This window comes from Streptomyces graminofaciens, from assembly GCF_030294945.1.
In the GTDB taxonomy this organism is placed as follows: Bacteria; Actinomycetota; Actinomycetes; order Streptomycetales; family Streptomycetaceae; genus Streptomyces; species Streptomyces graminofaciens.
This window is the reverse complement of sequence record NZ_AP018448.1, coordinates 8,567,128-8,584,604: the sequence shown is the minus strand read 5'-3', so window position 1 is coordinate 8,584,604 and position 17,477 is coordinate 8,567,128. Positions and strand designations below refer to the sequence as shown.

Genomic DNA, 17,477 nt, shown 5'->3' with positions numbered 1-17,477 from the left:
GGCCCATGCCCCCGTTCCCCCAACTCCCGCCGCTCCCCACCCCTCTCCGAGACTGCCCTCTCCGGGACCGCCCTCTCGGGGAACAGCGTCTCCACGCGCAACCTCAATGCCTCCGCCGAGGCCTCGCGGCGCCGCCCTGCCCGCCCCCTGGGCGGTCGGGACCGGTATCGGGAACGGCCGTCGGAGGCAGGTCCCCGGCCCGGCCCGCTGCTGACTGTCGCTGTACGTGAGCGTGATCGAAGTGCCATGCGACGAGGATGGAACGACTCCGCGCCCTCGCGATGATCATGCTCAATTTCCGTGGATTACCGCCCAGTTGTGGATAACTCCGTCACCCACACGAGCGATCGACCCTTCTGAATCGGACCCTCGGAATCGGCCCCTCAAGCGATCGACATCCGACTCTCAAGATCTGACCCTCAAGACCCGAGATCTGACCCCCGAGATCGGCCCTCAAAACAGCGGCACGAACCCAAGACCCACCGCAGCGTTCACCCTCACTTGGGCGAGACGACCGCCCCGAGCAACCCGGGCCCGGTGTGCGCCCCGATCACCGCCCCGACCTCGCTCACATGCAGATCGGCCAGCCCCGCAACCCGCGCCCGCAACCGGTCCGCGAGCGCCGAGGCCCGCTCCGGCGCGGCGAGGTGATGCACGGCGATGTCCACCTGTGCGCTGCCTGCCCGTTCGACGACGATCTCCTCAAGGCGGGCGATGGCCTTGGACGCCGTACGCACCTTCTCCAGCATCTCGATGCGCCCGCCGTCGAGTTGCAGCAGCGGCTTCACCGCGAGCGCCGAGCCGAACAGCGCCTGGGCCGCGCCGATCCGTCCGCCCCGGCGCAGATAGTCCAGTGTGTCGACGTAGAAGTACGCGGACGTGCCGGCGGCCCGCTTCTCCGCCGCCGTGACGGCCTCGTCGACCGTGCCGCCCGCCTCCGCGGACTCGGCGGCGGCCAGCGCGCAGAAGCCGAGCGCCATCGCGACCATCCCGGTGTCCACCACCCGCACGGGCACCGGGGCCTCACGAGCCGCGAGCACCGCCGCGTCGTACGTACCCGAGAACTCGGCGGACAGATGGAGCGAGACGATGCCCGTGGCACCGGACTCGGCGACCTCGCGGTAGGTCTGCGCGAACAGCTCGGGGCTGGGGCGGGAGGTGGTGACGGACCGTCTCTTCTGCAGTGCCTGGGCCAGGGAGCGGGCCGAAATCTCGGTGCCCTCCTCCAACGCCTGGTCGCCGAGGACCACGGTCAACGGCACCGCGATGATGCCGTGACGCTCCATCGCCGGCGGCGGCAGGTAGGCCGTTGAATCGGTGACGATCGCGACATGGCGGGACATGAGCTGGAGGTTACCCGCCAAGCCGCACCGACGGCAGCCCGGCCCCTCCGACCTACGGCCGGGCAATCACGCACAAGGGGACCGGCATCAAGTCGTGCTCTCCGGGCGAGGCTTCTTCTGCCACGGGTACGTGGGTTGCGGCTTCGGCGGAGTGATCGCGGGCTTCGGCGGCTCCCCGGCCTTACGAGACTCCGCCGCACGGGACTGCGAGGGACGTGGCTCCGCCGTCCTCGACCCGGCGCTCCCGGGCCAGGTCTGCCCCGTGGAAGCCATGGGCTCGGGCTTCGGTGCCTCGGGCCACACGGGCGTCGGCTCCGTCGTCCAGTGCCGCAGCGCTCCCGCCTCGACGTCGATCTGCGCGCTGAGCGTGTCCAGGTCGTCCTCGGCGAAGCGGCGGGCGCGGTCGTTGGCGGCCCAGCGCAGCGAGTCCGCCGACTCGATGACCTTCTTCGTGCGCTCCCGCAGGTCGGGCAGCCGGTCGGCCAGCTGGCCGCGGTTCGGCTCCGCCTCCAGGCGCTTGAGTTCGTCGTCCAGCTCCCGGCCGTGGCGGCTGAGCCGCTCGAAGAGGGCCAGGGACTCCTTCAGGGACTCGTCCTCGCCGACGCCCGCCCGCAGCGCGTCCTGGGTGGCGCGCATCGATGTGCGCAACTTCAGCCGCAGGTCGGCCAGTTCACCCGCCGGGCCCGGCTGGGCGAGGCTTCTCGCGCGCAGTGTCGTGTCCTCGACCGTGCGTTTGGCCTGCGAGATCGTACGGTCCACGCCTCGCTTGGCGGCGCCGACCGCCTTCACCGTGGCGTAGGCGCCCAGTACCACGAGCAGCACGAAGAGCAGGGCGACGACTGCGATCACGGCTTCCACGGCGCGCTCCTACCTCCGGCCTGCGACGACACGTCTCGATGTCTCGACACACATCCCACATCGCGACGCTCTTCAACGGTAAACGCAACGGGCAGATCCAGAGTTCCACCGGAACCCTGGATCTGCCCGGACACAACCCTGGCTCTGCCCGTAGGGGACGACCCTCACGGCCCTGACCGGCGCTTACAGCGCTTACAGCGCTTACAGCGCTTACAGCACCAATATGGATCTACGTGACGATGTTCACCAGCTTCGGTGCCCGCACGATCACCTTCCGGATGGGCGCCCCACCCAGCGCGGCCACCACCCGGTCGTCGCCCAGGGCCACCTTCTCCAGCTCCTCCTCGGAGATGGCCGGCGACACCTCCAGGCGGGCCTTGACCTTGCCCTTGATCTGGACGACGCAGGTGACGGCCTCGTCGACGACGTACGCGGGGTCGGCGACCGGGAAGTCCTGGTGGACGACGGAGTCGGTGTGGCCCAGCTTGCGCCACAGCTCCTCGGCGATGTGCGGGGCCAGCGGCGCGACCAGCAGGACCAGGGCCTCGGCGACGGAACGCGACACCGGCCCGCCGACCTTGGTCAGGTGGTTGTTCAGCTCGGTGACCTTGGCGATCGCGGTGTTGAAGCGCAGGCCCGCCAGGTCCTGGCGCACCCCGTCGATCGCCTTGTGCAGGGCGCGCAGGGTGTTTTCGTCGGGCTCGGAGTCGGCCACCGCCAGTGAGCCGGTCGTCTCGTCGACGACGTTGCGCCACAGCCGCTGCAGCAGCCGGAACTGGCCCACCACCGCGCGCGTGTCCCACGGCCGGGAGACGTCCAGCGGGCCCATGGCCATCTCGTACAGGCGCAGGGTGTCGGCGCCGTACTCCGCGCAGATCGACTCCGGAGTGACCGCGTTCTTCAGGGACTTGCCCATCTTGCCCAGCAGCTTGGAGACCTTCTCGCCCTGGTAGTAGAACGCGCCGTCGCGCTCCTCCACCTCGGCGGCCGGCACCGGGAAGCCACGGCTGTCGCGGTAGACGAAGGCCTGGATCATGCCCTGGTTGAACAGCTTGTGGAACGGCTCGGCGGACGAGACATGCCCCAGGTCGAACAGGACCTTGGACCAGAAGCGCGCGTACAGCAGGTGCAGCACGGCGTGCTCGGCGCCGCCGACGTACAGGTCGACTCCGCCGTGCGGCTGCCCCTCGCGCGGGCCCATCCAGTAGCGCTCGATCTCCGGGTCGACCAGCTTCTCGGAGTTGTGCGGGTCCAGATAGCGCAGCTCGTACCAGCAGGAACCGGCCCAGTTGGGCATGGTGTTGGTCTCGCGTGTGTACCTCTTGGGACCGTCACCCAGGTCCAGGGTGACGTTCACCCAGTCCGCGTTGCGCGACAGCGGCGTCTCCGGAGACGTGTCCGCGTCGTCCGGTTCGAACGTGCGCGGCGAGTAGTCCTCGACCTCGGGCAGTTCCAGCGGCAGCATCGACTCGGGCAGCGAGTGGGCGACGCCGTCCTCGTCGTAGACGATCGGGAAGGGCTCGCCCCAGTAGCGCTGGCGGCTGAACAGCCAGTCGCGCAGCCGGAAGTTGACGGTTCCCTGGCCGATGCCGGACCGCTCCAGCCACTCGGTGATGCGCGCCTTGGCCTCGGCGACACCCAGACCGTCCAGGGAGACGCCGTCACCGGTGGAGTTGATGATCTTCGCGTCGTACGCGCCGAAGGCGTCCTCCCAGGTGGAGGTGTCCGTGCCGCGGCCGTCCGTCGGCTCGACGATGCAGTGGATCGGCAGCTCGAAGGCGCGCGCGAACTCGAAGTCGCGCTGGTCGCCGCAGGGTACGGCCATGATCGCGCCGGTGCCGTAGCCCATCAGGACGTAGTCGGCGATGAAGACCGGGATCCGCTCGCCGTTGACCGGGTTGGTCGCGTACGAGCCGATGAAGACACCGGTCTTGTCCTTGGCCTCGGCCTGCCGCTCGACGTCCGACTTGGAGGCGGCCTGCGCGCGGTAGGCGGCGACGGCCTCGGCCGGGGTCGCGTGCCCGCCGGTCCACACGTCGTGGGTGCCCTCGGGCCAGGTGTCCGGGGTGAACTTCTCGACCAGGGGGTGCTCGGGCGCCAGGACCATGTAGGACGCGCCGAACAGGGTGTCGGGGCGGGTGGTGAAGACGGTGATCTTCTCGCCGTCGATCGGGAAGTCGACGCGGGCGCCCTCGGAGCGGCCGATCCAGTTGCGCTGCTGCAGCTTGATGGCCTCGGGCCAGTCCAGCTCGTTCAGGTCGTCCAGCAGCCGGTCGGCGTACGCGGTGATGCGCATGTTCCACTGGCGCAGCTTGGCCTTGAAGACGGGGAAGTTGCCGCGCTCGGAGCGGCCGTCGGCGGTGACCTCCTCGTTGGCCAGCACGGTGCCCAGGCCGGGACACCAGTTGACCGGCGAGTCGGAGGCGTACGCCAGGCGGTACTCGCCCAGGACGTCGGCACGCTCGGCGGCGCTCAGCTCGCTCCAGGAGTGCCCGCCGGGCAGCGCGCGCTCACCGGACTCGAACTGGGCGATCAGCTCGGCGATCGGGCGGGCCTTCTTCGCCTCGTCGTCGTACCAGGAGTTGAAGATCCGCAGGAAGATCCACTGGGTCCACTTGTAGTAGTCCGGGTCGATCGTGGCGAACGACCGGCGCTTGTCGTGGCCCAGGCCCAGCCGGCGCAGCTGGGACTTCATGTTGTTGATGGCGGCTTCGGTGGTGACCCGGGGGTGCTCGCCGGTCTGTACGGCGTGCTGCTCGGCGGGCAGGCCGAAGGCGTCGAAGCCCAGGGTGTGCAGGACATTGTGGCCGGTCATGCGCTGGTAGCGGGCGAAGACGTCGGTGGCGATGTAGCCCAGCGGGTGGCCGACGTGCAGGCCCGCACCGGAGGGGTACGGGAACATGTCCATGATGAACTTCTTGGGCTTGGCGGCCAGCTCGGGGTCGTCCGCCAGGTCACCGGTCGGGTTCGGCGCCGCGTAGGTGCCCTCGGCGTCCCAGAAGTCCTGCCAGCGTGCCTCGATCTCGGCGGCCACGGCTGCCGTGTAGCGGTGCGGCGCGGCCACCTCAACGGCGGCAGCGGGGTTCGTCTCGCTCATGATCCTCAAAGCTCCATCGATCGTCTCTGCCAGCGGCTGTGTCGTTCCGGAAACGAAAAATCCCCTCGCACAGGAGGGGACGCCGCGCCGATTCCGACCCATCCGGCTCACCGGTGGTCGGGACTGATCAGCGCGGCTCGCTAAGCAGAAGGCGTACGGCACGCATGCGATCAGGGTACCGCAGGGCCCGCGCGCGCCGCGACGCGGTTCCGGGCCCGCGCGCCCCCGGAACGCACACAGAATCCGCCCCTTGCCGACACGGACCCTCCGCGTTTCGGCCACGAGATCCGGCCAAAAAAGTTGAACAAGATTCAAATCTTACTTCGCGTAACAACCCCTAAGGGGCAAGCCGGATGTGAGATTGGTCTTTGATAACAGCGCAATAACTCAAATCTCGTACCGGCCGGTTTGCTCTCACTTACAGTGCGACGACGGGACCGCTTTCCCGAACTGTTCGGAGTTGCCCCCATGAACCCTCGTCGCAGTAACAGCTCGCTCCCCCCGGCAGGCCGCTCGGCCTACGGGGTGGCGACCGCTGCCGCTCTGCTGCTGATACCCGTAAGTGTGCTGGTCGGAGGTGATGCCTACCGGGAATTCATCAACTTCGGCGCGGGCGTTCTGTCGCTCGTCTCGCTGACATGCTCGGTGCTCTGGGGACTCGTCGCCCAGGACCGGTCCCTCCTCAACACGCGCCAGCGGATCGTCGGTCAGGCCATCCACCGGACGACCGCGATCGCCTCGGTCGCGTTCCTCGTGCTGCATGTGACCGTCAAGCTGGCGCTGTCCCACGTGTCCGCGATCGCCCTGTTCCCCTTCGCGCTCGGCGTCACGGGCGCGGGCGCGCTCATCGGCTTCGGCGCCCTCGCCGGATCCCTCATGATCTTCGTCGCCATCACCGGCGCGCTGCGCAGCAATTTCGCGTCCCCCGCGCCGGTCGCCGCGCGCTGGCGGGCGATGCACATGATGGCCTACCCGGCCTGGTGTTTCGCGCTGGTCCACGGACTCTACGCGGGTCGAGAGGCCAAGCCGGTCTTCACGATCCTCTACAGCCTGGGCCTCGCCGCCGTCGCCGGCGCCCTGCTGCTGCGCGCGGCCCCACGCCCGGTCAAGCGCCAGGTGGTCGACTCGATCACCGCGATCCTGGGCACGGGCGGCCAGCGGCCGCCCGAGGTCGAGGAGCTCGTGAAGTCCCGTTCGTCGCTGCAGTCCGGCGGAGAGCCGGGCGAGCGGCGCGAGTCCGGACGGCGTGACGGCGGCGAGCGCGACTCGGGCCGGGGCGGCGAGCGCGACTCGGGCCGGCGCGACACCGGCCAGTTCCCGCTGCCCGGCTTCGGCGGCCAGACCCCGTCCCCCGCGCTGGGCGACTCGCTGGTGCCCCCGCCGCGCACGGCCGCCGCCGACTCCGGACCCGGCTTCGCGGCCGCCTACCGCGCGGTGTCGATGACGCCCCGCGCGCCGGAGCCGATGGCGCCCTACCTGACCCAGTCGCAGCCGCCGCTGGACCTCGGCATGCAGCCCACGCAGGCGATGCCCCGCATGGACGACGGCTCGACCACGGGCAACACCCGCTGGCCGTCGCCGTCCCCGCCACCGGTCGGCGAGGCGCCCCCGTCGGCGTACGACCCGATGCAGGACACCTTCGCCGGGCAGGCGTTCACAGGTGGCGGCCAGACCTACCCGGGCCAGGCGTACGCGGCGGGTCCGGAAGTTTCTTACGGAACGGCTGAGACGAACGCCCCCTACGGCACGTACAACCCGAACGACACGTACAACAGCGGTCCCGCCACTGAAACGCTGCCCGGTTACGACGAGTACAACCAACCGGGCTCAGGCGAACCCTGGAACGCGCCTTCCGGAGGCTTTAAGTGAACGAGGCCCTTCCCGACGTCCCCGAGGTCCGAGTGGTGGGGCTCCCTCAGCTCACCTCGGGCTTCGATCTCGTCGAGAGACTCGATCTCCCCATGCACCTGAAGGTGCACGGTCCGCTCGAACCCATGGGCGGCGAGCAACTCGCCCAGCTGTCCGAGCGGATCAACCTCAAGGGCAGGGGGGGCGCGGGCTTCCCGTTCCACAAGAAGCTGCGCTCGGTCGCCGAGTCGGCGATCAAACGCGGCATCCGTCCCGTCGTCGTCGTCAACGGCAGCGAGGACGAGCCGGCCTGCCGCAAGGACACGGTGCTCATCAACCGTGCCCCGCATCTCATCCTGGACGGCGCCCTGCTGGTCGCGGAGGCCCTGGGCGCCCGCCAGCTGGTCATCGGGGTGACACGTGAATCCACCGAACGGTCGATGGAGGCCGCCCTCGCCGAGCGCGGCCTGAGCAACCGGCGCGGCGCGGCCATCCGCGCGAGCGTGCAGCGCAACCCGGTCCGCATGGTCACCGGCGCGGCCGGGTCGCTGATCCGTTCGATCGACGGCGGCCCGCCCATCCCGCCGGGCCGCAAGACCAGCGCGTCCAAGAGCGGTGTCGGCGGCGCGCCGACCCTGCTCTCGAACGCCGAGACCTTCGCCCAGCTCGCCATCGGCGCCCGCATCGGCTCCGAGCGCTACGGCAACACCGGTCTGTACGACGAGCCGGGCACCGTCATGCTGACGGTCTCCGGCGCGGTCGCCCGCCCCATGGTCATCGAGGCCCCCACCGGCGTGCCGCTGCGCTACATCCTGCAGCTCGCCGGCGCGCCGCCGGTCCCGCAGGGCGTGCTGACCGGCGGCTACCACGGCAAGTGGATCGACGCGGCGACGGTCAACGAGGCGGTCGTCTCGCGCAACTCGCTGGACGCGGTGGGCGGTGCGCTCGGCGCGGGAGCGATCCTGCCGATCAGCCAGGACACCTGCCCGCTCGGCGAGTCGCTCCAGGTCGCCAAGTGGCTCGCCGAGGAGAGCGCGGGACAGTGCGGTCCCTGCTACCTCGGTCTGCCGGCCGCCGCGCGCGGCATGGAGGACATCCTCAACGGCGGTGGCCCGGCCGCCCTGGAGGCCCTCAAGCAGGTCGCGAAGAACGTGAAGCGGCGCGGCGCGTGCTCACACCCCGACGGCTCCGCGATGTTCCTCGAGTCGACCATCAAGGCGTTCACCGACGACCTCGCGGCACACGTCCTCGGCAACGGCTGCGGACGCCCCGTGGAGGGCGTGCTGCCCCTCTTCGAGGGCGGCAGGATGCCGACGGGCATCCCGGGTGGCGCGGGCGCCGAGGAGGAGAACGGGGCCAGCCGCCAGAAGATCTTCGTCGACTGGACGCTCTGCCGGGGTCACGGCCTGTGCGCCGACATCCTCCCCGAGGTCTTCCAGCTCGGCGCCGACGGCTTCCCCACCGTCGCCCAGGCGAAGGTCCCCCAGTACGCCGAGGCCAAGGCCCTGCGCGCGGTCCGCCGCTGCCCGGCCCTCGCCCTGCGCATCGAGGAGGACACCCGGGGCTCCGCCCCGTCCCGCAACCTCCCGGTCCTCTCCCAGGGCCGCGGCCGCCGGGCACTGGGCAGCGGTCGCTGAGCCGAGCACGGACGAAGGGGGGCCACCATCCCGGTGGCCCCCCTTCGTCGTATCCGACGTACCGTCAACAACGCGAAGACCCCATCCGATTGGATGGGGTCTTCGTTTCTGTGGAGCTAAGGAGAATTGAACTCCTGACCTCCTGCATGCCATGCAGGCGCTCTACCAACTGAGCTATAGCCCCTTGCGGTCCGCCGCCTGGTCTCCCTGGCGACGACGCAAACATTACCGGTCCCCCGCGCCCACCACCAAATCGTTTCCGATCTGCGCCGATCAGTCCCGTTTCAGGCCGTCACGAACGAGTAGAAGCGCTTGAGCGTGCAGTGCTCTTCGAGGAGCCGGCCGTAGATCGGCTCGCCCTCCAGCTCACGGTACGTCTCGATCGGGTCGCCTTTTATGATCAGCGCCCGTGCGCATTCCTCGCACCAGTACTGGTAGTCGGCGTTGACGGGTTCCATGTCGCGGACGATCGGCGTGCCGCTGCCGCACCAGTCGCATTTCCTCCTGTGTGCACCCATCGATCAGCTCCAGCTGTGGCCGCAGGCCGTGCACACGTAGGAAACCCCTCCGTTGTCACCGAGGACTTGAGCGACGTGCAGCGAGCCGCAGGAAGGGCACAGGAGGGTGGTCTTGCTCCGTATCGCCACCAGTGCGGGGCAATCGTCGACCGCCCCACGGATGCTCTCAGGCATCGCTTCTCCCTCCCGTCGGGCCGCGCCCCCCTTCCGGCCGTTTGATTCTGCCACGGCCGGACCAATACGGTCAGCGACGCCTTCGTACCAGTTCCGGACAGGGCAGCCGGGATGAAGGTCGTCCGCGGAGGTATACGCCTGCGGGGCCACGACTGACTCAAGACGAGAGGAAGGTCACATGCAAAAGATCCCGCCCCCTGCCCGGGAACGGGATCTTCGAACTGATCTGATGCGATCTGTGGAGCTAAGGAGAATTGAACTCCTGACCTCCTGCATGCCATGCAGGCGCTCTACCAACTGAGCTATAGCCCCTCGTACCACGCGGCGTAAGCCGCATAGTGTTTCTGCCCCGCTCCGCGGTGCGAACAAGAAGAACTTTAGCCTGCGCCCAGCCGGAAAGTGAAATCCGGGCCCCAGCCCCCGCTACGGCCCTTCCACGGCCGCTCAGTCGTCGTCGCCGAGCACCGGTTCCGGCAGGGTGCCGGCATTGTGCTCGAGCAGGCGCCAGCCGCGGGCGCCCTCGCCGAGGACGGACCAGCAGCAGTTGGAGAGGCCGCCGAGGCTCTCCCAGTGGTGGGGTTCGAGGCCCAGAAGTCGCCCGATGGTGGTGCGGATGGTGCCGCCGTGGCTGACGACCACGAGGGTGCCGTTCTCGGGCAGCTTGTCGGCGTGCCGGAGCACCACCGGGGCGGCCCGGTCGGCGACCTCGGTCTCCAGCTCACCGCCGCCGCGGCGAACCGGCTCGCCGCGCTTCCACGCCGCGTACTCCTCGCCGTGGCGCTCGATGATCTCGTCGTGCGTGAGGCCCTGCCAGACGCCCGCGTAGGTCTCGCGCAGGCCCTCGTCGTGCGTGATCTCCAGGCCCGTGAGCACGGCCAGCTCGGCGGCCGTGGCGGCGGCGCGGCCGAGGTCGGAGGCGAGGATCGCGTCGGGCCCTAGGGAGGCCAGCAGCCGGGCGGCGCGGCGGGCCTGGCCGACGCCGGTCTCGGTCAGCGGGACGTCCGTGCTGCCCTGGAAGCGGCGCTCCACGTTCCACGAGGTCTGGCCGTGGCGCCAGAGAATGAGGCGGCGGCCACGGCCCTTCCGGTCGGCCGAGTCGACGCCCGCGGGGGCCTCGGCGGCGGTCAACGCAGCTCCCCGCCCAGCTCGGCCGCCTCCTCGGCGGCCCGCAGCTTGGCGTGCTCCTCGGCCTTGCCGCGGGTCGCCTTGGCGTCGGCGGGCAGCTCCAGCTCGGGGCAGTCCTTCCAAAGCCGCTCCAGGGCGTAGAAGACACGCTCCTCGCTGTGCTGGACGTGGACGACGATGTCGACGTAGTCGAGCAGGATCCAGCGGGCGTCGCGGTCGCCCTCGCGGCGGACGGGCTTGGCGTCGAGCTCCTTGTTCAGCCGCTCCTCGATCTCGTCGACGATCGACTTGACCTGGCGGTCGTTGGGTGCGGAGGCCAGCAGGAAGGCGTCCGTGATGGAGAGCACATCGCTGACGTCGTACGCGATGATGTCGTGCGCGAGCTTGTCGGCGGCCGCCTGTGCGGCGGTGGCGAGGAGCTCGAGGGAGCGGTCGGTGGCGGTCACTACCAGGACTTTCCGTCGGCGGTCAGGAACCCTCACGGGCTGCCTCAAGGGTCTCACGGACCACCGACAGCGCCCCACGGGTTTGCACTGGACCGACGGCGCGCCCCCGCTCACCCCCGGATGGGCCCCGAAGCGGCGCCGACACGGCGGCTCCGGGGCCCGTTCTCCGTGCGACGCGGTCAGCCCGTGGAGCCCGTCGTGTCGGTCGTCTCGTAGTCCTGGCCCAGTACGACCGAGACGTCCGCGTTGGACGTGGTCTCGCCCTTCTTGACGGCGCCGGCCGGCAGGCCGAGCGTCTTGGCGACCTCGACGGCGTCCTGCTTGCGGGCCGCGTCGGAGTAGGTGACCTGGGAGGTCGCCCGGGCTGCGTCGACCGTTCCGGCGTCGAGGAAGGTGTAGCCGCCGTTCAGCAGGACCACGCGGGCCTCTTCGGTGGCGTCCTTGTCGCCGGTGGCGTTCCTGATGCCGACCCGGACGGCGCTGCCCGCGTCGGGGCTCTTCGCGGTGCCGCCGAGCAGGTCCTTGACCACGCTGTCGGAGTCCTCGGCGCTGAGGGTGCCGTCCTGCTGGGCCGGGAGCAGCTCCGTCTTGTAGTCGCCGCCCTTGGCGCGCTCGGCGAGCCCCGCGAGGAAGGCGCCGAGGTCCTTGTCGCTGAGCGAGGGGTCGAGGATCTGGGCCAGCGACTGCACGGTGACCGTGGCGGCCTCCGAGTCGGAGGACAGCTTGCGCAGCACGCCCCGCATGACCTGCCCGAACCGCTTCAGCTGTGCGTTCTGCGACTCGCCGGAGGCCCGGTAGGTGGCGTAGGCGACGGCCATCTTGCCGCTGAGGGTCTGGCCCTTGCCCTCGTGGACCAGCGGGGCCTCGGTCTTCTTCTTGGCCCCGGGGTCGGGCACGTCCGTGTCGGTGTCGATGTCGATGTTGCCGACCAGCTCGACGAGGTTGTTCAGGTACGGGGTGTCGAGGCGCCAGGTGCCCTCGATGTCCGTGCCGAGCACGGTGTCGAGTTCGTCACGGGTGCCGGAGGAGCCGTCGTCCTCGACGGACTTGGCGAGGGTGGTCGTGGTGCCGTCCTCGGCGGTCAGGGCGAGGGAGTTGGGCAGCAGGACGGTGGCGCCCTGCTCGGTGGTGGTGTTGTCGACGAGCAGCGCCGTGGAGGTGCCGCCGTTCTTGGTGTCGTGCAGGTGGACGACGACCACATCACGCTTCTGGGCCGCGGCCGAGGTCGTCGTGCCGGACTTCCCGTCCGAGGACGAGCCGGGCAGCATGCCCGCGTACCAGAGGTAGCCGACACCGCCGACCACGACCAGCGCGAAGGCCACGACGAGGGCGACGAGACGGCTCTTGGCCCGGCGCTTGGCCTCCTCGCGCCGCTCGGTGCGGTTCTCCGTGAAGTTCAGCCAGTCGATGACGTCCTCGGAGTCGCCGTCGGGCTCCTCGACGAAGGCGAACTGCTCGGTGCGGTACTCCCGTTCCGGGGCGGTGTCACCGGCCCGGGGCTCGCTCTCCTCGGCCGGCCTCGCGGCGGTCGGCTCCACGGGTCCCCCCTGCTGGGGGACGTACGCCGTCTGTTCCGTGACCCGTGCCTGGGGCTGGTGGCCGGTGGCGGTGGCCTGCCCGTAGGGGTCGTACGCCGTGGAGGTCTGCTGCGTGGCCGTCCCGTACGGGTCGTAGGGGTCGTACTGGGGTGCGGGGGCCTGCTGGCCCGTGTCATAGGACGGCGCGGCCTGCTGCTGACCGGCGTACTGGTCATAGCCGCCGTAGCCGGCGTACCCCTGGCCGTAGGGGTCGTACGCCTGCTGAGGCACCTGTTGGGTGGGCACCTGCCGGTACACAGGCTGCCCGAACTCGTCGTAACCCACGAGTTCGTACTGGTCGCCGCCCCCGTATCCAGCGTCGTATCCGTTGTTCACCGGTGCCCCTCTCGGCTCACTCGCCGCGGTACAGCTGCCGTTTGTCGATGTAGCGCACCACGCCGTCCGGCACCAGATACCAGACGGGGTCGCCCTTGGCGACTCTCGCACGACAGTCTGTGGAGGAGATGGCGAGAGCGGGAACCTCGACGAGCGAGACACCGCCCGCGGGCAGGCCGGGGTCGTGCAGCGTGTGGCCCGGACGAGTGACCCCGATGAAGTGCGCCAGGGAGAACAGCTCTTCGGCGTCGCGCCAGGTGAGGATCTGGGCGAGCGCGTCGGCGCCGGTGATGAAGAAGAGGTCCGTGTCGGGGTTGAGCTGGTGCAGCTCGCGCAGGGTGTCGATGGTGTACGTCAGGCCCCGGCGGTCGATGTCGATGCGGCTCACGGAGAACTGGGGGTTCTCGGCGGTCGCGATCACCGTCATCAGATAGCGGTCCTCGGCGGCCGAGACCGAACGGTGGGACTTCTGCCACGGCTGACCGGTCGGCACGAACACGACCTCGTCAAGACCGAACTGCGCGGCGACCTCCTGGGCCGCGACGAGGTGCCCGTTGTGGATCGGGTCGAACGTCCCGCCCATGACGCCGAGGCGGCGCCGGCCGGGTGTGGACGGGCCGTTCCCGGGGCCGTTCGGCGCCTGGTCGCTGGTCTTGTCGTGCTCCGGACCGGTAGGCACTTCCTGCTCCTCCATGCGTGCAGACCCTACCGGCCCGGCCACCGCGTCCCGGTCGAACGTCTTTTTGTAGGGATTAGCGATCCCGGTTGAAACGGGTCGTGATCCACAGGAGCAGCAGAAGGATGAAAAGGGCTCCGCCGCCGGTCAGATAGGGGCTGAGGCTCTCGTGGTTGCCGCCGTGCTCCCCGCCGCCCTCGGCGGCGAAAGTGACCAAGTCGGCAGCGGTGCTGTGGAAGCTCATCGTCGGCAGAACCTATCCGGGTGTGGGATCGGAATAAAGACTCCGGCACATCGTAAGCGGGGTCCTTCGCCGCGATCACGTCGACTCCTCCTTGAGGAGGAGGGCCGTACTCAAGGGGGACGGCCGTGTACGGAGCCCGCGGAACCGTCAGTCGTCCCGCTTGTATCCCCGCAGGAGGAACCACCCCAGCAGCACGGATCCCAGGACCATCACGACCAGCACGATGCGCAGCAGGTTGCCCGGGCCCTGCTCCTTCCCCGCGGCGCTCGCGGCGTCGGTCAGCCAGGCGGCCGCCGGCAGGTGCGGCAGATGTCCCATTGAGATCGCTCCTCACGGTTGATGCCCTGCCACGGTAACTCCGCCTAGGCTGGACTCCGCTTCGGGGGCAACATGGGCCATCAGACGCATGGGGGAGAACATGACCGACGACAACCATGAGCAGGACGGGCACGAGAACGTGCCCAGCAGGCAGCGCAGGCGCTTCGAGGGGATCTCCTCGCGGGCGTACGAACATCCCGCGGACCGCTCGGCGCTGGTGGCGCTGCGCAAGCTCAGCGGTTTCGACACGGTGTTCAAGGCCCTCAGCGGTCTGTTGCCCGAGCGCAGCCTGCGGCTGCTGTTCCTGTCCGACTCGGTACGGGTCTCGGACCAGCAGTTCACCCACCTCAACGACATGCTGCGGGACGCCTGTTACATCCTGGACCTGGAGAAGGTCCCGCCGATGTACGTGAACCAGGACCCGCAGCCGAACGCGATGTGCATCGGCCTGGACGAGCCGATCATCGTGGTGACGACCGGGCTCGTCGAGCTGCTCGACGAGGAGGAGATGCGGGCGGTCATCGGCCACGAGGTGGGCCACGCGCTCTCCGGCCACGCGGTGTACCGCACGATCCTGCTGTTCCTGACGAACCTGGCGATCAGGATCGCCTGGATCCCGCTGGGCAACATCGCGATCCTGGCGATCGTGACCGCGCTGCGCGAGTGGTTCCGCAAGTCGGAGCTGTCCGCCGACCGCGCGGGCCTCCTGGTCGGCCAGGACGTCCGGGCCTCGATGCGCGGCCTGATGAAGATCGCGGGCGGCAACCACCTGCACGAGATGAACGTGGACGCGTTCCTCGCGCAGGCCGAGGAGTACGAGGCCGGGGGCGATCTGCGCGACTCCGTGCTGAAGATCCTGAACGTGCTGCCCCGCTCGCACCCCTTCACCACCGTGCGCGCGGCCGAGCTGAAGAAGTGGGCCGAGTCCCGCGACTACCAGCGGATCATGGACGGTCACTACCCGCGGCGCAGCGAGGACAGGGACACCTCGGTGACCGACTCCTTCCGTGAGTCGGCCGCGCACTACACGAGCACTGTCAAGAACTCCAAGGACCCGCTGATGAAGCTGGTCACCGACATCGCGGGCGGTGCCGGGGACCTCGGTGGCCGGGTGCGTCGCGGCTTCGGCGGGTTCGCGAACGGTGGCGGGAGCGCCGGCGGCTCGGGGTCGGGCGGCACCGGTACCGACACCGACACCAGGCCCGACACCGACACCACCGAGGACAGGCGTCCGGACGGCGAGTGAGGTGACGGCCACGGTCGTGGCCGTCCGCGGGGAGCGCCCGGTCCGGAGGGTCACACCTTCGGCTGGGCGCTCTGTGCGAGGGAGCCGCACAGGGCCGTGGTGCCGCCGTTCGCGTACGGGTCGGTGCCGGCGGGGCCGCCCGCCTTTGCCGTGCGGCCGGCGAGCAGCGGCCGCAGGTGGTTCGTGGCGTCCTCGGCGCAGGCCAGGGGTCCGGCCTGGACGTACGACACGGCGAGGGCGGCCTGGCGGGTGCGGAGGTCGTTCTCGTCGAAGCGGAAGTGCAGCTCGCGGCGGACGGTGAAGAGGGAGGCCTCGGCCGTCTTGTCGGCGCCGGCCGGGCGCAGCGCGTACACATAGGTGTGGTCGGCGACGACCTCAAGAGTGCCGGAGTCGAATTCCGCGGCCTGGAGTGTGCCCTGGACGCGGATGTCGGTGTCGGCGAGCTGGGCGCGTGAGGGGTCGAAGCGGACCAGCCAGCCGGTGGGGGCGTGCCGTCCGTCGGCGGCCGGGTGGTCGAAGCTCTGCTGGAACTGGTCGAGCTGCTCCGAGTCGAGCAGTCGCCGCACGGGCTGGACGGTGCTGCCGTCGAGGACCTCCGGGTCGAGCGCGGAGGCGACGAGGTAGTCCTTGGCGGTGGTCAGGGCGGTGACGACCTGGCTGTCGGAGAAGTGCTGGGTGCGGCGGGTGGCCGGCATGGTGATGCCCTCGGCGCCGATCCGGAACCGGGCGGCCGGGCTGGCCGCGTACAGCTTCTCGGGGTTCTCTGCGCCGGGCACGGCGGCCTGCGGCGACAGCGGGATCACGGTCATCCGCAGCGGCTCGGTGGGGCCGGCGGCGGCCGGGGTCGCGTACGGGTGGCGGACGCCCATGTAGATCGCGGTGCCGAAGGCGAGGGCGATCAGTACGACGAGGATCAGGGCCTGCTTGGAGAAGCCTCTGCGCGGGGGCGGGAGATGGCGCACGGCCGGGGCGTGGTCGGTGAGGCGTTCCTGTGCGGAGAATTCCTGGAGGCGGGCAGCGCGGATGAACGACTCGTCGAAGACGACGGATCGGTACTCGTCCTCGCCACCGCCGGGAGCGCCCTCGGGTGGCCCCTCAGGTGGGTCTCCAGGTCCGCCCATACCTTCAGAGTAGGTCTCCGGGGGCCTCGGTAAACGCGCTGGTACGCGACAAGTTCTGACAGGTCCCCACCAGGTTTTCGAATGGGTGTCGAACCGTCTGCGGGTGCTGTCCGACGCGGCTGTCAGGGTGTGCGCGGTACCGCCGAGACTGCCGGCTGGGAGTAGTCGGCGGAGGCAGACGGGCCTGCGGAGGCGTCGATCGACGCGCCTGGTTCGACGCCCGTGGTGGCGGGGGGCGGGACCTGGTCCTGACGGTCCGAGGAGGCGCCTCGGTAGACGGCGGTGAAGGCGAGCGCGACCATGCCGATGCCCATGACCAGGGCGAGTACCCAGGCGACCGGGCGGTGCCAGCGGGCTTGCTTGCCGTACGGCCTGCCGAAGGGGCCGGTGGAGCCGTAGCGGCCGTAGCGGCCCTCCAGGATCTCCGCGTCGTCCAGATCGGGGTCGTGGCCGAAATCGGGGCCGAAGGGGTCCTCGAAGCGGTCGTCGTCGCGGGCGCCTCTGGAGTGCGCCCGGCGGGCCTCGGCCTCCTGTGCCGCGGCGCGGGCCTCGGCGGCGGCCAGGAGGCGCTCGACGGCGGTCGGCTCATGGACCGCAGCCGCCCGTACGAAGGCCTCGTCGAAGACCACGGAGGCGAACTCTTCGTCCATACCCCCGCGGTCGCGGTCGTCGTCGGGCTCCCAGCCGTCCGGGAACGGCGTGCCCCCCACGTCCTCCGGCACGGATCCAGAGTAGACCGGGGTGGTCAATTTGGGCAGACGGTAAGGAAATTCATCCGTTGTGCCAAGCGACTCACAGGAAGGGGGCGGAGCCCCAGGCGGCGCGGGGCCGTACGCGGGAACCGGGAGCTGCCGGTCGGCCCCTCGGGCGCCCCCGCGTCGCCCCTGCCCGTACGGGGAAACCCCGCCCGGCC

The 17,477-nt window shown here is 70.1% G+C and carries 15 protein-coding genes and 2 tRNA genes; 3 read left to right on the top strand and 14 right to left on the bottom strand.

Translation table 11 applies throughout. From position 1 onward, the window contains the following. Positions 1-497 precede the first annotated feature (497 nt). The 3 genes from SGFS_RS37735 to leuS all read right to left on the bottom strand — a co-directional run bounded on the left by SGFS_RS37735 (position 498) and on the right by leuS (position 5,298). Entirely contained in the window at positions 498-1,343 is an 846-nt protein-coding gene (locus SGFS_RS37735) for a DegV family protein (RefSeq protein ID WP_286256677.1), read from the bottom strand. 87 nt (positions 1,344-1,430) lie between these two features. Further along, the gene (locus SGFS_RS37730) at positions 1,431-2,201 is read right to left on the bottom strand and encodes a hypothetical protein (RefSeq protein ID WP_286256676.1); all 771 of its coding nucleotides are present in this window, start codon (positions 2,199-2,201) and stop codon (positions 1,431-1,433) included. 229 nt (positions 2,202-2,430) lie between these two features. Continuing rightward, positions 2,431-5,298, bottom strand: a complete 2,868-nt coding sequence (leuS, locus tag SGFS_RS37725; protein ID WP_286256675.1) for a leucine--tRNA ligase — start codon at positions 5,296-5,298, stop codon at positions 2,431-2,433. Positions 5,299-5,766: 468 nt separating this feature from the next. Between leuS and SGFS_RS37720 the strand changes: the two genes are divergently transcribed. Together SGFS_RS37720 and SGFS_RS37715 are read left to right on the top strand one after the other, a co-directional pair. Continuing rightward, positions 5,767-7,167 (top strand): cytochrome b/b6 domain-containing protein, encoded by a 1,401-nt coding sequence (locus SGFS_RS37720; RefSeq protein ID WP_286256674.1) that lies wholly within the window; start codon positions 5,767-5,769, stop codon positions 7,165-7,167. After that, positions 7,164-8,783, top strand: coding sequence for an NADH-quinone oxidoreductase subunit NuoF family protein (locus SGFS_RS37715; protein WP_286256672.1), 1,620 nt, complete (start codon positions 7,164-7,166; stop codon positions 8,781-8,783). The genes SGFS_RS37720 and SGFS_RS37715 overlap by 4 nt, the downstream gene beginning before the upstream one ends. Positions 8,784-8,894: 111 nt before the next feature. On the opposite strand, the gene SGFS_RS37710 is transcribed toward SGFS_RS37715, so the two are convergent. From SGFS_RS37710 to SGFS_RS37670, 9 genes are all read right to left on the bottom strand, one after another. Further along, a tRNA-Ala gene (locus tag SGFS_RS37710) sits at positions 8,895-8,967 on the bottom strand. A gap of 100 nt (positions 8,968-9,067) precedes the next feature. Beyond that, on the bottom strand, positions 9,068-9,301 hold the full coding sequence (locus tag SGFS_RS37705; RefSeq protein ID WP_005479297.1) for a hypothetical protein: 234 nt from the start codon (positions 9,299-9,301) through the stop codon (positions 9,068-9,070). Between the two features lie 413 nt (positions 9,302-9,714). Further along, positions 9,715-9,787: transfer RNA gene (locus SGFS_RS37700), tRNA-Ala, on the bottom strand. A gap of 132 nt (positions 9,788-9,919) precedes the next feature. Further along, a complete protein-coding gene (locus SGFS_RS37695) occupies positions 9,920-10,603 on the bottom strand; it encodes a histidine phosphatase family protein (protein WP_286256671.1) in 684 nt (227 codons plus the stop codon). Beyond that, positions 10,600-11,046: a ribosome silencing factor gene (gene rsfS, locus SGFS_RS37690; protein ID WP_286256670.1), complete on the bottom strand. Its 447-nt coding sequence runs from the start codon at positions 11,044-11,046 to the stop codon at positions 10,600-10,602. The genes SGFS_RS37695 and rsfS overlap by 4 nt, the downstream gene beginning before the upstream one ends. Positions 11,047-11,225: 179 nt before the next feature. Further along, complete coding sequence (locus tag SGFS_RS37685) at positions 11,226-12,959, bottom strand: LytR C-terminal domain-containing protein (protein WP_286256669.1); 1,734 nt, start codon at positions 12,957-12,959, stop codon at positions 11,226-11,228. A 16-nt stretch (positions 12,960-12,975) separates the two neighbouring features. Next, positions 12,976-13,653, bottom strand: a complete 678-nt coding sequence (gene nadD / locus SGFS_RS37680) for a nicotinate-nucleotide adenylyltransferase (protein WP_286256668.1) — start codon at positions 13,651-13,653, stop codon at positions 12,976-12,978. A gap of 58 nt (positions 13,654-13,711) precedes the next feature. Next, entirely contained in the window at positions 13,712-13,879 is a 168-nt protein-coding gene (locus tag SGFS_RS37675; RefSeq protein WP_286256666.1) for a hypothetical protein, read from the bottom strand. 147 nt (positions 13,880-14,026) lie between these two features. Then, a complete protein-coding gene (locus tag SGFS_RS37670; RefSeq protein ID WP_286256664.1) occupies positions 14,027-14,197 on the bottom strand; it encodes a hypothetical protein in 171 nt (56 codons plus the stop codon). A 100-nt stretch (positions 14,198-14,297) separates the two neighbouring features. Here SGFS_RS37670 and SGFS_RS37665 point away from each other — a divergent pair, with 100 nt between their 5' ends. After that, complete coding sequence (locus SGFS_RS37665; RefSeq protein ID WP_286256663.1) at positions 14,298-15,443, top strand: M48 family metallopeptidase; 1,146 nt, start codon at positions 14,298-14,300, stop codon at positions 15,441-15,443. A gap of 50 nt (positions 15,444-15,493) precedes the next feature. Here the strand turns inward: SGFS_RS37665 and SGFS_RS37660 are convergent, their stop codons facing one another. Both SGFS_RS37660 and SGFS_RS37655 read right to left on the bottom strand, forming a co-directional pair. Continuing rightward, positions 15,494-16,564, bottom strand: coding sequence for an SCO2583 family membrane protein (locus SGFS_RS37660; RefSeq protein ID WP_286256661.1), 1,071 nt, complete (start codon positions 16,562-16,564; stop codon positions 15,494-15,496). Positions 16,565-16,686: 122 nt separating this feature from the next. Further along, on the bottom strand, positions 16,687-17,286 hold the full coding sequence (locus SGFS_RS37655; protein ID WP_286256660.1) for an SCO2584 family spore wall biosynthesis protein: 600 nt from the start codon (positions 17,284-17,286) through the stop codon (positions 16,687-16,689). Between the last annotated feature and the right edge of the window lie 191 nt (positions 17,287-17,477).